This is a genomic window from Burkholderia diffusa, assembly GCF_902499115.1.
In the GTDB taxonomy this organism is placed as follows: Bacteria; Pseudomonadota; Gammaproteobacteria; order Burkholderiales; family Burkholderiaceae; genus Burkholderia; species Burkholderia diffusa.
This window is the reverse complement of sequence record NZ_CABVPN010000002.1, coordinates 229,401-244,822: the sequence shown is the minus strand read 5'-3', so window position 1 is coordinate 244,822 and position 15,422 is coordinate 229,401. Positions and strand designations below refer to the sequence as shown.

13 protein-coding genes are annotated in these 15,422 nt (G+C 68.7%); 11 read left to right on the top strand and 2 right to left on the bottom strand.

The window, feature by feature from the left end; translation table 11 throughout:
* Positions 1–59: 59 nt before the first annotated feature.
* Entirely contained in the window at positions 60–851 is a 792-nt protein-coding gene (locus BTE28158_RS03025) for an SDR family NAD(P)-dependent oxidoreductase (protein WP_174906390.1), read from the bottom strand.
* 426 nt (positions 852–1,277) lie between these two features.
* Between BTE28158_RS03025 and ypfJ the strand changes: the two genes are divergently transcribed.
* From ypfJ to BTE28158_RS02970, 11 genes are all read left to right on the top strand, one after another.
* Positions 1,278–2,156 (top strand): KPN_02809 family neutral zinc metallopeptidase, encoded by an 879-nt coding sequence (ypfJ, locus tag BTE28158_RS03020; RefSeq protein WP_059599167.1) that lies wholly within the window; start codon positions 1,278–1,280, stop codon positions 2,154–2,156.
* A gap of 421 nt (positions 2,157–2,577) precedes the next feature.
* The gene (locus tag BTE28158_RS03015; protein WP_151052099.1) at positions 2,578–3,318 is read left to right on the top strand and encodes a helix-turn-helix transcriptional regulator; all 741 of its coding nucleotides are present in this window, start codon (positions 2,578–2,580) and stop codon (positions 3,316–3,318) included.
* 218 nt (positions 3,319–3,536) lie between these two features.
* On the top strand, positions 3,537–5,039 hold the full coding sequence (locus tag BTE28158_RS03010; RefSeq protein ID WP_151052097.1) for an aldehyde dehydrogenase family protein: 1,503 nt from the start codon (positions 3,537–3,539) through the stop codon (positions 5,037–5,039).
* A 99-nt stretch (positions 5,040–5,138) separates the two neighbouring features.
* Entirely contained in the window at positions 5,139–6,479 is a 1,341-nt protein-coding gene (locus BTE28158_RS03005; protein ID WP_059599170.1) for an aspartate aminotransferase family protein, read from the top strand.
* A 253-nt stretch (positions 6,480–6,732) separates the two neighbouring features.
* Entirely contained in the window at positions 6,733–8,235 is a 1,503-nt protein-coding gene (locus BTE28158_RS03000) for an APC family permease (RefSeq protein ID WP_059599171.1), read from the top strand.
* Positions 8,232–8,822, top strand: coding sequence for a DUF3156 family protein (locus BTE28158_RS02995; protein ID WP_059599172.1), 591 nt, complete (start codon positions 8,232–8,234; stop codon positions 8,820–8,822). The genes BTE28158_RS03000 and BTE28158_RS02995 overlap by 4 nt, the downstream gene beginning before the upstream one ends.
* Positions 8,823–8,882: 60 nt before the next feature.
* Positions 8,883–9,821: a helix-turn-helix domain-containing protein gene (locus BTE28158_RS02990; RefSeq protein ID WP_059599234.1), complete on the top strand. Its 939-nt coding sequence runs from the start codon at positions 8,883–8,885 to the stop codon at positions 9,819–9,821.
* 171 nt (positions 9,822–9,992) lie between these two features.
* Positions 9,993–11,201 carry a porin gene (locus BTE28158_RS02985; RefSeq protein WP_151048491.1) on the top strand — a complete coding sequence of 403 codons (1,209 nt, stop codon included), beginning with the start codon at positions 9,993–9,995 and terminating at the stop codon, positions 11,199–11,201.
* 188 nt (positions 11,202–11,389) lie between these two features.
* On the top strand, positions 11,390–12,628 hold the full coding sequence (locus tag BTE28158_RS02980) for an ABC transporter substrate-binding protein (RefSeq protein WP_151048492.1): 1,239 nt from the start codon (positions 11,390–11,392) through the stop codon (positions 12,626–12,628).
* A gap of 34 nt (positions 12,629–12,662) precedes the next feature.
* A complete protein-coding gene (locus BTE28158_RS02975) occupies positions 12,663–13,532 on the top strand; it encodes a carbohydrate ABC transporter permease (RefSeq protein ID WP_124905706.1) in 870 nt (289 codons plus the stop codon).
* Positions 13,529–14,389 carry a carbohydrate ABC transporter permease gene (locus tag BTE28158_RS02970; protein ID WP_151048493.1) on the top strand — a complete coding sequence of 287 codons (861 nt, stop codon included), beginning with the start codon at positions 13,529–13,531 and terminating at the stop codon, positions 14,387–14,389. Before BTE28158_RS02975 ends, BTE28158_RS02970 begins: the two co-directional genes overlap by 4 nt.
* Before the next feature lie 9 nt (positions 14,390–14,398).
* On the opposite strand, the gene BTE28158_RS02965 is transcribed toward BTE28158_RS02970, so the two are convergent.
* Positions 14,399–15,421 (bottom strand): LacI family DNA-binding transcriptional regulator, encoded by a 1,023-nt coding sequence (locus tag BTE28158_RS02965; protein WP_151048494.1) that lies wholly within the window; start codon positions 15,419–15,421, stop codon positions 14,399–14,401.
* Between the last annotated feature and the right edge of the window lies 1 nt (position 15,422).

Below are 15,422 nucleotides of genomic sequence, written 5' to 3'. Positions count from 1 at the left end.
GCCCGACCGTGTGCGGCCGCCCGCAACGCGGTGTCACGTGGGCTTCGTGTCTTCAGGCATCACAGCTTGTCGAACGCGAGCGTCGGCACATCGACGACCATCGCGCCGCCGTCAGCCACGAGCGTCGCGCCGGTCACGAACGACGCGTCGGGCGAGGCCAGGAACGCGCACACGGCCGCGATCTCGTCCGGATCGGCCGCGCGCCGCAGCGGCACGTCGGCACTGACGCGCGCATAGGCGCCGTCGAGCGTGTCGCCGTGAGCGGACATCAGCGGCGCCATTTCCGCATCGGCCATCGGCGTGCGGACCCAGCCCGGGCACACCGCATTCGCGCGCACGCCGTGCGGCCCGTAGTCGCGTGCGAGCGAACGCGCGAGCCCGAGCAGTGCATGCTTGCCGACCGTATAGCCGCATACGCCGGGCCCGGCCGCGAGCGCCGCGATCGACGCGACCAGCACGATGCTGCCGCGCCGCGCGATCAGGTCGGGCAGGCACGCGCGTGCGCTGACGAACGCCGTGTCGAGGTTCGCATGCATCGCGTCGCGCCATTGCGCGTCGTCGGTTTCGTCCGCGCGGCCGAGACCGTGGCCGCCCGCGCATGCGACGAGCGCATCGACGGGGCCGAACCGTGCAGCGATCTCAGGCAGGAAACGCGCCCAGTCGGCCGTGCTCGCGGCGTCGCCGGCGAGCGCGAGACCGCCCGTCTCGGCGGCGAGCGCGTCGAGCGGCGCCCGACGCCGCCCGATCAGCGCGACGCGATCGCCGCGGGCGGCGAAGCGGCGCGCGCACGCGGCGCCGATGCCGGTGCCTGCGCCGGTGATCGCGATCGTACGGGGTTGCGGGTGCGTCATGTCGTTCTCCGGAAGGTGTCGTTTCCGGTCACTTTAGGTGGTGCCGACGCACGCCGGTATCCGCCGAAAGGATGAACGCATACCGGCCGGACGGGCGAGGGCGGTATCGCGCACCGGGCGGACCGGCCGGATCGCGGTCATTTTGCAAAAGCTGACGATGTCCGGCGCCGAATCGCTCTATCCTCCGTATTTTTGCGATGCGTCGCAAAAGCCCGGCAAAATGGCGCGGGCGCGCCCGCCCATCAGTGCGGGGCGCGACGGCCGCCCGATTCCGTCGTGCAAGCGGAGCGGCAGGCGGCAAGATCGGCGTGCGCATGCGACCGATACGGATACATCAGCTCTGCCGATGGCGCAGGGCGCGATGGCTGATCGCCCGGTCGCGCATTGCGCGGCCGGACCATCGACAGGAACAGGGAGGGGCCGGCAATGAGGCTGGACGACGAAAGAGAAAGCGTGAACGTCGAGGATCGACGCGGCGGTGGCGGGTTCGGCGGCGGGCGCGCGACGATCGGCATCGGCACGATCGTGGTCGCGCTGGCTGCATCGTATTTTTTCGGGATCGACCCGCGCGTCGTGCTCGAAGGCGCGTCGGCGCTGCAGGGCCGGCAGCAGCAGGCCCAGCCCGCGCCTACGCAGCACCAGGGCGCACCGGCGAACGATCCCGGCGCGGTGTTCACGCGCAAGGTGCTCGGCAATATCGAGCGCACGTGGACGGGCGTCTTCAACACCCAGTTGCATGCGCAGTACCAACCGCCGAAGCTCGTGATGTTCACGAACTCGACGCCGACCGCGTGCGGCACCGGCCAGACCGCGATGGGGCCGTTCTACTGTCCGGGCGACCACAACGTGTACATCGATCTCGGCTTCTACGACGAACTGCGCAAGCGGTTCGGCGCGGGTGGCGATTTCGCGCAGGCCTACGTGGTCGCACACGAAGTCGGCCATCATGTGCAGAACCTGCTCGGCATTTCCGACAAGGTCGATGCCGCGCGCCGCCGTTCGAGCGAAGCGCGCTCGAACGCGCTGTCGGTGCGGATGGAACTGCAGGCCGACTGCTTCGCCGGCGTGTGGGCGAACAACGCGCAGCGCGCGAACCAGCGGCTGATGGAGCCAGGTGATTTCGAGCAGGGGCTGAAGGCGGCCGCCGCGATCGGCGACGATCGGCTGCAGCAGCAAGGCCAGGGCTACGTCGTGCCGGAGAGCTTCACGCACGGCACCAGCGAGCAGCGTGTGTACTGGCTGCGGCGCGGGATGGAATCGGGCGAAGTGAGCGCCTGCGACACGTTCGCCGCGAACGCGCACTGAGATTCACAGACAGGGCGGGGCGCGCATGGTGCCGCGCCTTCGTTTCGAGGCCGCCCGCGCGGCCGCTCCGGAAACCTCGCCGATCGTTCCGATCGCGCTCGATCGGCGTGCGCGATGTTCCGCGCCGTCTTCGACGTCCATGCTCGGTCCTGCGGCTCACGGCGCATGCCTTCCCGACGCGGATTCCGTCGTCGGGAGACGGCCGGTGCGTGCGATGTCTCGCGCCACCCTCGACGGCCATCGTCGACCGCAGGGCTCGCGGCGCATGATGTCCTGACGTCGATTCGGTTGTCGCAACACGGCCGGCGCGTCCGCCATCCAGCACCAGCAGACGAATTGCCGATTTGTGCTCACTGGCCCATTTTCGGCGCCGGTAGGCTGGCCCGAACTTCGACGCGTGCGGCCGCCGGCCGCTCCCATCATGCCGACCTCATCCGTTCCCGCCGATCACGAAGCCGCCGACTGGCAGCGCGCGCTGCGCGCGTGCGTCGATGCGTTCGACGCGTTTGCGAGCCCGTCCGCGATCGTGTTCTACCGGCTCGACCTGAGCGGAGAGCCGGCCGATTTCGAGCTGTTCGGCATGCCCGAGTCGATGCATCGCACCTACATCGCGCGCTACCGGATGCTCGATCCGCTGCACCCGTCGCGCTGCGCGGCAGGCGCTCACGCGGTCGTGACGCTCGCTTCCCAATTGCCTGAGGAAAGACGCGATGCGTCCGCATACTGGACCCGTTTCCTGCGGCGCCACGATGTTGCCGACGTCGTCGAGATCTGGCTGCGCGACGACGCGGGCCGGACGATCGGCGCGTTTTCGCTGCTGCGCTTCGGGAAGGGCGTAGCGGGCGGTGGCGTCGGCAACGGCACGGCGGGCCGGTTCGCGCCGGGCGAGATCGACGCGCTGGCACGGCTGCAGCCAGTTGCCGAAGCCGCGCTGAGCCCGTTGCTGCGCGCACGGCGCGGGATTCACCGGATCGATTGCGAGGCGCGGCTGACTTACCGCGAGGAGCAAATCGCCCGCCTCGTACGCGACGGCCGCTCGAACAAGGAGATCGCGCGCGATCTCGCGCTCGGCCAGCCGACCGTCAAGACGCATCTGATGCGGATGTACCGCAAGCTCGGCGTGTCGAACCGCACCGAGCTGGTCGGCACGTTGTTCCTGTAGTTTTTCCGCATCCGCACCCGCGTGCATCCCGCGCGATTCATCTGACGATAGCGCGGCGCTCGGTCGCCTTCATTCCCCGTTCCCGACTCACCCGCGTTTCGATCCCCCGCGCGCTTGCCAATTTGCGCTCACGGGGCGCGATCCCTCGTCGATACAGTGGTTCGACACCCGCATGCCGGAGCGCACGCGGCCCAGCCACGACAATCATCGAGACGCCCATGAGCACCACACACTTCGTCGCGGTCAGCGACACCGTGCGCACCTTCGTCGCACGCGATTTCGGCCTTTTCATCGACGGCGCCATGCAGCCCGCGCACGCGGCCGCGCGACTCGACGTGTACGACCCGGCGACGGGCGAGCGGCTCGCGACGGTCGCGGATGCCGACGCGCACGACGTCGAGCGCGCGGTCGCCAGCGCGAAGCATGCGTTCGACACCCGCGTGTGGAGCGGGCTGCGCCCGGCCGACCGCGAGCGCATCCTGCTGAAGCTCGCCGACCTGATCGAAGCCGATGCCGAAACGCTCGCGCAGCTCGAAACGCTGAACCAGGGCAAGTCGATCCACGTGTCGCGCGCGATCGAGGTCGGCGCGAGCGTCGAATACGTGCGCTACATGGCCGGCTGGGCGACCAAGATCACCGGCCAGACGCTCGACGTGTCGATCCCGTTCCCGCCCGGCGCGCGCTATACGGCCTATACGCGCAAGGAGCCGGTCGGCGTGGTCGCCGCGATCGTGCCGTGGAATTTCCCGCTGATGATCGCCGTGTGGAAGCTGATCCCGGCACTCGCGGCCGGCTGCACGATCGTGCTGAAGCCGTCGCCGGAAACGCCGCTCACCGCGCTGCGCCTCGCCGAACTCGCCCTCGACGCCGGCGTGCCGCCCGGCGTGTTCAACGTCGTCACCGGCGGGCGCACGTGCGGCGCCGCACTTTCGAGCCACCCGTCGATCGCGAAGATCTCGTTTACGGGTTCGACCGCGACCGGCAAGCAGGTTGGCGCGGCGGCCGTGCAGAACATGACGCGCTTCTCGCTCGAACTCGGCGGCAAGAACCCGATCGTGATGCTCGACGACGTCGACGTCGCGCAGGCGCTCGACGGCGTCGCCGCCGGCGCGTTCTTCAACCAGGGGCAGGTGTGCGCGGCCGCGTCGCGCATCTACGTGCATCGCAGCAAGTTCGCGCAACTCGCGGACGGCCTCGCGGGCGTCGCGCAGTCGATGAAGCTCGGCGCGGGCCTCGACACCACCGCGCAGATCAACCCGCTCGTCTCCGCGCACCATCGCGACAAGGTCGTCCAGCACATCGAGGGGGCGCGCCGCGCGGGCCTCACGTTCCTCTCGGGCGGCACGCCGGCCGACGACCTGCCCGGCTACTACGTGAAGCCTGCCGTGATCGCCGATCCGCATCCCGACAGCGCGATCGTGCGCGACGAGGTGTTCGGCCCGGTGATCGTCGTCGTGCCGTTCGACGATGCGGCCGACGCCGTGCGTCTCGCGAACGCGTCGCCGTACGGCCTCGCCGCGAGCATCTGGAGCAACGATCTGAAGCGCGTGATGAATCTCGTGCCGCAGATCGAGGCCGGCACCGTGTGGGTGAACTGTCACATTCCGCTCGACCCGTCGATGCCGTTCGGCGGCTACAAGCAGTCGGGCATCGGCCGCGAGTTCGGCCAGTACGCGATCGAAGGCTTCACCGAAACCAAATCCGTGTGCATCGCGCACTGACGCGCGGCATCCGTTCCGCCCCCCCCCCCCGAAAACCTCGAACCCCGATCCTCGAACGCGAGCGATCGCGGTTCAAACGATCCGAAAGTGGAGACTGCAATGAGCTACAACGAAGCGAAGTTCTGGCACCCGATGCTGCACCCGAACGAAATGAAACAGCGCAAGCCGATCCGCATCGTGCGCGGCGACGGCTGCTACGTGTTCGACGAAACCGGCAAGCAGTTGGTCGATGGCGTCGCGGGTCTGTGGAACGTGAACGTCGGGCACAACCGCCAGGAAGTGAAGGATGCGATCGTGCGCCAGCTCGATGAACTCGAATACTTCCAGCTGTTCGACGGCATCTCGCATCCGCGCGCGGAAGAGCTGTCGAAGAAGCTGATCGACATGCTGGAGCCTGAAGGAATGCGCCGCGTGCTGTACAGCTCGGGCGGCTCCGACTCGATCGAGACCGCGCTGAAGATCGCACGCCAGTACTGGAAGGTGCGCGGCCAGGCCGATCGCACGAAGTTCATCTCGCTGAAGCAGGGCTATCACGGCACGCACTTCGGCGGCGCATCGGTGAACGGCAACACGGTGTTCCGCCGCAACTACGAACCGAACCTGCCCGGCTGCTTCCACGTCGAGACGCCGTGGCTGTACCGCAATCCGTTCACGCAGGATCCGGAGGAACTCGGCCGGATCTGCGCGGAAATGCTGGAGCGCGAGATCCAGTTCCAGAGCCCCGACACGGTCGCCGCGTTCATCGCCGAGCCGGTGCAGGGCGCGGGCGGCGTGATCGTGCCGCCGGCCAACTACTGGCCGCTCGTGCGCGAGGTGTGCGATCGCTACGGCGTGCTGCTGATCGCCGACGAAGTCGTGACGGGCTTCGGCCGCAGCGGCAGCATGTTCGGCAGTCGCGGCTGGGGCGTGCGCCCGGACATCATGTGTCTCGCGAAAGGGATCTCGTCCGGTTACGTGCCGCTCGGCGCGACGGCCGTGAACGCGCGGATCGAGGATGCGTTCGCCGCGAACGCGGACTTTGGCGGCGCGATCATGCACGGCTACACGTACGCCGGCCACCCGGTTGCCTGCGCGGCCGCGATCGCGAGCCTCGACATCGTCGTGAAGGAAGACCTGCCGGCGAACGCGGCGAAGCAGGGCGCGTATCTGCTTGAAGCGCTGCAGTCGTTCCCCGAACGCTTCGCGGCGGTCGGCGAGGTGCGCGGCAAGGGGCTGATGCTCGCGCTCGACCTCGTCGCGAACAAGCAGACCCGCGAGCCGATCGACCCACTGTCGGGCTACGCGAACGCCGTCGCGGAAGTGGCGCGCGAGCATGGCGTGCTGGTGCGCCCGGTCGGCACGAAGATCATCCTGTCGCCGCCGCTCGTGATCCAGCGCGAGCAGCTCGACCGGATCGTCGACGCGCTCGCGGCGGGCTTCGAGGCCGTGCCATTCGCGTGAGGCCGTAAAGCGGGAATCGCGTGACGCCGAACCGGCGGTGGAGGGCGGGATAACCCGTTCTCCACCGCCGGTTTGCCGATTTGCGCTATGACCGGATTATTTTGCCTGCGTATTTTTTCGACATCGGATCCGGATTGGATCGACTGGGGCTCCGGTGGCGACGTGCTTATGCGCCGCCCCGGGCCGACCGCGAAGCACGGAACGGAGCGGGCGCCGCAGCGCCGGCTCCGCCCAAAAAGGGAAGGAGACGAACATGTCGGGATGGTCTGGAGTGACCGGCGCCGCGGGCGATACGCCCGCCGGCAAGTCGGCTGAAGCAGGCGGCGGCACGGTGCTGAAGGCGGGCGCGGTCGGTTTTCCGACCGCGCTGGCGAGCGCCGTCGGCCTCATCATGGCGAGCCCGGTGATTCTCACCGCGACGTCGGGCTTCGGAATGGGCGGCTGGGCGTTCGCGGTCGCGATGATCATCGCGTTCGTGATGATGCAGGCGCAGGCGACCACCTTCTCCGAAGCCGCCGCGATGCTGCCCACGGCCGGCTCGGTTTACGATTACCTGTCGTGCGGGCTCGGCCGCTTCTGGGCGATCACCGGCACGATTTCCGCGTATTTCCTCGTGCACGTGTTCGCCGGCACGGCGGAGACGATCCTGAGCGGCATCATGGCGCTCGTCAACTTCGAATCGCTGAACGCCGCGTTCGAGAAGCACAACAGTTCCTGGCTCGTCGGCGTCGGCCTCGTCGTCACCTTCGCGATCACCAACATCATCGGCATCAAGGTGTTCAGCAAGCTCGAGATCGTGCTGACGGCCGGCATGTGGCTGTCGCTGATGATCTTCGGCATTCTCGGCCTCGCGGCCGCGCCGGCCGTGCATCTCGACGGCTGGTTCGGCGGCTCGGAAGTCGGCACGTCGGTGCCGGCGGTGCTGTCGCTGGTCGGGATGGCGATGTTCATGTTCGTCGGCTGCGAGTTCGTCACGCCGCTCGCGCCGGAAATGAAGTCCCCCGGTCGCACGATCCCGCGCGCGATGGCGCTCGGCCTCGTCGGCGTCGCGATCTGCATGTTCCTGTACGGCGCGGCAATCCGCCGCCAGGTCGCGAACGTGCCGGTGAGCCCGGACGGCCTCACGCACCTGCTCGACACGCCGGGCGCGATCCCCGCGTTCGCGCTGCAGGTGCTGGGGCCCTTCGGCCGCGTGTGGTTCGGTATCGCGTTCCTGTGCGCGGGCGCCGCGACGATCAACACGCTGATGGCCGGGCTGCCGCGCATCCTGTACGGAATGGCGATCGACGGCGCGCTGCCGCGCTGCTTCGCGTATCTGCATCCGCGCTTCAAGACGCCGGTGGTCGGCATCGTCGCGTCGGCGATCGTGCCGATCTTCCATGCGTGGCTGATCAACGGCAACCTCGACAGTATCCTGCACCTCGTGCTCGCCGCGACCTGCGCGTGGGGCACCGCGTATCTGCTCGTCACCGCGTCGGTCGTGATGCTGCGCATCCGTCGCCCGGATCTGCCGCGTCCGTATCGTTCGCCGCTGTTCCCGCTGCCGCAGATCGTGTCGAGCGTCGGTATCGTGCTCGCGATCTGGTACATCACGCCACCCGGCATGAACGCGCGCGACATCTACGTGCCGTTCGGCGCGATGCTCGGGCTCACCGCGCTGTACGCGCTGTTCTGGACGGTGGTCGTGCAGCGCCGGCATCCGTTCAAACCGGTGCCGGTCGAGGAAGTGCTGCGCAACGAGCACGTCGCGTCGTGAGGCTCGCATTCATCCGATGGCGCGCGGCGCCCGACACGCCGCCGCCCGGCCACCGGCCCGGCGCGATCGCCGCGCGCGTGCTGGCGGACCTCGGTGCGGTGCGCGATGCGCACCGCGGCGCTGCCGAACCGCTGGCCCGGCTGCCGAACGGCGTGCGCGTGAGCATCGAGGAACGCGTCGACCGTCAGTTCCTGATGCATACGGTCAGCGTGCAGGTGTCGATCAGTGCCGACGGCCCGCCCGCGCAGGGCCATGCGCGCGTGCTGCAGACGGGCTGGCTGCGGCGCACCGGCATCGCGGCCGCGCCTGCGCCGGGATGCGACCCCGGATTCGTGAGGGCGGTGGCCGCGCTCGTCGCCGATTCGTCACTTGCCGATGCGCTACGCCCGCTGCACCTGACCGAATGCGGAATCGCCGCGCGCGACGGGCGCTGGACGCTCGCCGTCGTGCCGTTCGGCGGCAGCGAGATCGTGAACCGGATGCCGTCGTTTCGGCGCTATGTCCGCCTGACCGGCGAGCAGGCCACCGAGCTGTCGGTGGCCTGCCTTGCATTCGAAACTGCACTACGCGGAATTTTGCGGGGGTAAGCTATGCCGCTGCGCGCCGTGCGGGCGCAACGCGGATTCAGGGTTTCACCGGAGATGCCGATGCTGTTCCAGTCACGCTCACACGAAGACGTGCATGACCACGGGCTCGCGATCGCGGGTTGGCATCAGGTCTACCGCCAGATGACGCCGGGCCGGTTCAGAGGCACCGTCACGCAGGTGCTGTACGACGAGTTCCATTTCTTCCGCGAGACGACCAACCGGCGTGTCGCGCAAACCGGCGTTGCGCCGGCCGGGCGTACGTCGCTCGCGGTGCCGCTGTCGATGCCGCTCGCCGGCACGTTCCAGGGCCAGCCGGTCGACGGCTATGCGCTGCTCGCGCTGCGCGCCGGCGAGGATTTCGAATTCCACACGCCGGAAGGGATGGGGCTCGTCGGGATCAGCGCCGCGTCGGACATGATCGACGAGCTGTGCGAAGCCGAGTTCGGCGCGGCCGGCGCGCGCAAGCTGCGGCACGTCACGCGGCTGTCGGACGCGCAAGGCGTCGCGCTCGGCGCGCGGCTGTCGTCGCTGATCGACGACGCCCAGCGCAACCCCGGCTGCCTCGAATATGCGGCCACCCGCAAGATGTTCCGCGACGCGATGCTCGGCATGTTCCTCGATGCGCTCGACCAGGGCATCGGCGCCGAGCGCCGCGACATCACGCACGCGACCTACAGCGATATCGTCAGCCGTTGCGAGAAACACCTGCGCGACCGGCCCGAGGAACCCGTCACCGTGCTCGAACTGTGCCGCGCGCTGCGCTGCAGCCGCCGCACCCTGCAGACGAGCTTCCAGCGCGTCGCCGACGTCACGCCCGTTGGCTATCTGCGCACGATCCGGCTGAATGCGGTGCGGCGCCTGCTGCGCACGACCTCGGCACAGCAACTCGGCGTCGGCGAGGCCGCCGCGAGCTGGGGCTTCACGCATCTTGGCTATTTCGCACGCGAGTATCGCGACCTGTTCGGCGAGTTGCCGTCGCAGACCCTGCGTCCCGAATGACGTTTGCGCATCGCGCCGGTTTTGCCGGGCGCGGTCGCGTGTCGCCCGTTCGCTTCATCATTTGCTGATTTGGGATAGGGGTCCCGAATTTTCGCTGGATAGAGTCCTGTCACCCATATCGACAACACCATCGATCTGCACTGCGAATCGATGACATCAGAGGGGCGGGACATGAAGATCGGAAGAAGACTGGCCGCGGCCGCGGCCGCGCTGGGCTGCATGAACGCACACGCGCAAACATCGGGCAGCGTGACGCTGTACGGCACCGTGGACACAGGCATCATCTATTCGACGAACCAGCAGTTCACGCGCGCCGACGGCAGCACCGGCAGCGGCCACGCATGGCAGATGGGCGGCGGCAACCTCGTGCCGTCCCGCTTCGGATTTCAGGGCGCCGAGCCGCTCGGCGGCGGGCTCGACGCGGTGTTTTCGCTCGAGCAGCAATTCCTGTCCGCGAACGGGCAGGCGCTGCAGGGCGGCACCGCGTTCAGCCGGCAGGCGTGGGTCGGGCTGCGCCAGGATTCGATCGGCACGCTCGGCCTCGGCCGCCAGTACGATTCGTACACGGACATGCTCGGCGCATACGTATCGAGCAACAACTGGGCGACGCCGTACGGCTCGCATCTCGGCGACGTCGACAACCTGAACGCCGCGTTCAACTTCAACAACGCGGTGAAGTTCACCAGCGCCGACTTCAACGGCCTGACGTTCGGCGGCACGTTCAGCTTCGGCGGGCAGGCCGGCGACTTTTCCGCGAAGCGCGGCTATGCGGTCGCCGCGACCTACACGCGTGCGCCGGTCGCGTTCTCGGTCGGCTATCTCGACCTGCACCAGCCGCTCGACGCCGCGCTCGGCGGCGCGAGCGGCTATATCGGCGACTTCGCGTGCAGCAATCCGGGCGCGATGTACTGCCTGCTCCAGGACGCCGGCTCGATGCGTGCGTTCGGCGCGGGCGGCTCGGTGACGCTCGGCGCGGCGACGGTCGCACTGACCTACACGCACACGCGCCTCGGCGACAGCCGCTATTTCTCGACCGACGCGCAGCCGCGCAAGCAGGCGTTCACGTTCGACATCGGCGAGCTGAACGTCACGTACATGTTCACGCCCGCGCTGCAGGGCGGCGTCGCATACATCTTCAATGCCGCGCACACGGACGGGCGCGGCACGACGCGCTTCCATCAGGTCAACGTCGGCACGAACTACAGCCTGTCGAAGCGCACCGCGCTGTATGCGGTCGCGATCGGCCAGATCTCGAGCGGCACGGGGCTCGGCACCGACGCGAACGGCAATGCGGTGAACTACGCGCAGATTCCGGTGCTCGCGAACAGCAATTCGAGCCGGCAGCTGGCGGTGATGGCCGGGATTCGCGTGAACTTCTGACGGCGCGCACGTGGCGAGGCGGTCGGGGCGGCCGGCTGCGATGGCCGGCCGGTTCCGCCGCGTGCCACAAATTCTTAACGATCGACGTGAACAATGGCGTTCGCTTCAGGACGCCCGAAGCGTCGCCCGTGTTGCACACGTGTGCAACGCGAGGCCGACCCGCCACCACGCCGATCGAGAGAGACCACATGACCCTGCTGAGCCGCCTGCGCGCGCTGTCCGCCGCCGTTGCGCTGTCCCTTGCCGCCTCGCACGCCTTCGCGGCGGATCTCATCATCGCGGGCCGCGACGACATCTATGGCAAGGGGCTCGCCGACGCCGTCGCCGGCTTCACCAAGCTGCATCCGGGCACCGACATCGAGCTGCTCAAGCTGCCGAACGCGAACCTGTACCAGAAGCTGAAGCTGTCGATGCGCGAAGGAACCGGCACGTACGACCTCGTGATGATGGACGACACGTGGGCGCCCGAATTCATCGGCAACGGCTGGCTGAAGCCGCTGCCGGCATCGCTCGCGGACGCCGATCTCGTGCCGTCGGCAGTCGCGCTGGGCCGCAACTCGGCGGGCGCGCTGTACGCGCTGCCGATCGTCGGCAACGTCGAGATGTTCGCGTACCGGAAGGACCTGCTCGCGAAATACAAGCTGCAGCCGCCGCGCAACTGGGACGACGTGCTGAAGATCGCGCAGACCGTCGGTGGCGCGGACAAGAGCGTGTCGGGCGTCGTGTTCCGCGGCACCAAGGGCAACCCGGTCGTGACGGGCTTTCTGCCGATCCTGTGGGCCTATGGCGGCGACGTGTTCGACCGTGCCGGGAACGTGACGATCGATTCGCGCGAGTCGCAGGCCGCGCTGAAGACGTTCCTCGCGCTGAAGGCCTCCGCGCCGAAGGACGTCGACGTGTACGGCGCCGCCGAAGTGCGCGATGCGCTGCAGCGCGGCACGGCCGCGCAGTCGATCGAGGTGTGGCCGGCGTGGATTCCGGCGCTCGACGATCCGAAGCAGTCGCGCGTGGTCGGGCAGATCGCGTTGCAGCCGCCGCCCGGGCAGACGGCCGGCCCGGCGCCGATGCTCGGCATCTGGCAGATGGGGATTCCGAAGGACGCGCCGCACGCGAAGCTCGCGCAGGACTTCCTGGCCTACCTGAGTTCGCGCGACACGCAAACGCGCCTCGCCGGGATCGGCATTCCGCCGACGCGCCGCAGCGTGTTCGCCGATCCGGCGCTGGTGCGTCAGTACCGCTGGTATCCCGATCAGCTGAAGGCGCTCGAGGCCGGCCGTGCGCGGCCGCGCGTGAAGGACTGGCAGCAGGTCGAGAGCATTCTCGGCGACCAGCTGCAGCTCGCGCTGACCGGGCAGGCCGCGCCCGACGCCGCGCTGCGCCAGGCGCAGCAGAAGATCGCGCAGGCGATGGCCGCGGCGGGCAAGTGACGGCTTGCCGCCACGCTTCATCCGGAAGCCGCGCATGAAAGCCCTCGGCCGCAGCCTGCCGTTCGTCGCGCTGCTCGGACCCGCGCTCCTGGTGCTGGCCGCGCTCGCGCTGTACCCGGTCGCGCAGGTGCTGATCGACTCGTTCTGCCAGGTCGACTACACGGCAGGCCGCCGCGCATTCGCGGGGCTCGCGAACTATCGCGCGGTGCTCGGCGACGACGCGTTCGCGGCCGGCTTCGGCAACACGCTGCGCTTCACGATCGCGGCATCGCTCGTTGAAGTCGCGCTCGGCTTCGGTCTCGCGCTGCTGTTCGTGCGCGCGTTTCCGGGGCGGCGCATTGCGCTGCCGCTCGCGATCCTGCCGATGATGCTGTCCACGCTCGTGTGCTCGGCGATCTGGCGCAACTGGCTCAATTTCGACGGCTTCCTCAACGCGCTGCTCGCCGCGTTCGGCATGGAAGGCGTGCGCTGGCTGTCCGATCCGCATCTCGCGCTGTGGTCACTCGCGCTCGTCGACGTTTGGCAGTGGACGCCGATGGCGTTCCTGATCGTGCTGGCCGGGCTGCAATCGATCCCGCAGGAGCTGTACGAAGCCGCGCGCACCGACGGCGCGAGCGAGTGGCAGTGCCTGCGCGACATCACGCTGCCGCTCGCGGCGCCGCAGATCGGCCTCGCGCTGCTGCTGCGCTCGATCGACACGTTCAAGCTGTTCGACAAGGTCTATGCGCTCACGGGCGGCGGCCCCGGCAACGCGACGCAGACGCTGTCGACCTACATCTACGACACGGGCTTCCGCTTCTTCAACGTCGGGCCGGCGAGTGCCGCGTCGGTGCTGATGCTCGCGGCGTCCGCGCTGCTTGTTTCGGGGTACGTATGGCAGACGGTTCGCAATCGGCGCGCATGATGGCGCGACCCGCGGGCATCGCGCACGCACGAACGCGTGCCGCATTCGGTCGCGCAGTGCCGTGGATGCTGCGCGCCGCCGCGCTCGCGCTGTTGCTGCTGCCGTGCCTGTGGATGGCCGGCGCGGCGTTCATGCCGACGCTCGAGCGCCTCGATCATCCGCTGCGAATCTTGCCGGCCGCGCCGACGCTCGAGCATTTTGAGTCGGTCTGGTCGAACGGCATCGGCGCGCCGCTCGCCAATTCGCTGCTGGTCGGGTTCGGCACGACGCTGCTCGCGCTGACGCTCGCGCTTCCTGCCGCGTATGCGCTCGTGCGGCTGCGGTTTCCGGCCCGGCTCGACTTGCTGTTCCTGATGCTCGTGCTGGCATTGAAGCTGATGCCGCCGATCACGATCGCGGTGCCGCTGTTCGCACTCGCGAAGCGGCTGCATCTGCTCGATTCGACACTCGGGCTGATGCTCGCTTACCAGATCTACGCGCTGCCGATGGCGATCTGGATGCTGCTCGCGTTCGTGCGCGACGTGCCGGTCGAATACGAGGAGGCCGCGTGCATCGACGGTGCGGGGCTCGCGCGGCGGCTCGTGCAGATCGTGCTACCGCTGTGCGCGCCGGGGTTGATCGCGACGGCGATCTTCGTGTTCATCGCCGCCTGGAACGAGTTCCTGATCGCGCTGCTGTTCGTGTCGACGCCGAGCCGCTTCACGCTGCCGCTCGCAATCGCCGGCTACGTGACGGAGAACGGCATCGACTGGGGCGACCTGATGAGCGCGGGGTTGCTGGCGTCGCTGCCGACGCTGGCCGTGGCCGGCTACGTGCAACGCTACCTGCTGCGTGGCTTCGCGGGCGGACTGAAGTGACGCGACGAGTTATACGCAGCTGTGCCGGACCACGTGCGTAACCGGCACGACGCGCGTGCGCGATGCGCCGTCGAACGTCTGGATCCGGTCGGCGAGCAGGTCGACTGCCGCGTGCGCGAGACCTTGCGTGTCCTGGCGCAGTGTCGTGAGCCGATACGCGTCGTATTCGGCGGCGGGGATGTCGTCGAAGCCGATCACGCGCAGGTCGTCGGGCACGCGCAAGCCGAATGCGTCGCGGGCGGCGTCGATCACGCCGAGCGCGAGCAGGTCGGACGAGCAGAACACGCCGTCCGGGCGGTCGCCGGATGCGAACAGTTGCCGCGCGGCGTCGATGCCGCATGCATGTGTATCGGAGCGCGTATCGATCATGTTGACGAGTACCGCATCGAACGCGTCGCCGCGTTGCAGCGCCAGCGCGAACGCATCCGCACGTGCGCGTGCGCTGTAGCTCGCCGTGCGCGGCCCGACGAACGCGAGCCGGCGCGCGCCGGCCCGCACGAGCCGTTGCGCGGCATGGGCGGCGCCCGCCGCGTTGTCGCTGATGACGACATCCGCACCCGGCAGGTTCGCTTCGCGATTGATCATCACGACGGGAATCCGGTGATCGAGATACTGCCGCGCGACCGACAGCGGCGGCGACGCGGACGTCATCACGAGGCCCGCGATCCGGTAGCTGAGCAGCCGTTCGAGCGATTGCCGGACCTGGTGCGGATCATCCGCGTTGGTGACGAGCGGCGTGAACGCGCGCTGACCGAGCGCGGCCATCAGGTCCGACAGAAGCCGCGCGCGGAACGGATTCTCGAACCCGGCCGTCACGACGCCGATCATGCTGCTGCGCTGCGTGATCATGTCGCGCGCGATCAGGTTGACCTGGTAGCCGAGCGCACGCGCGGCCACCATCACGCGTTCGCGCGTTTCGGGTGCGATGCTCGCCGTCGGCGAGAACGCACGCGACACCGCCGAGCGCGACACGCCGGCCCGCACGGCGACATCCGATGCAGTCACCCACGTTTTTCTTTCCTTGTCACTCATC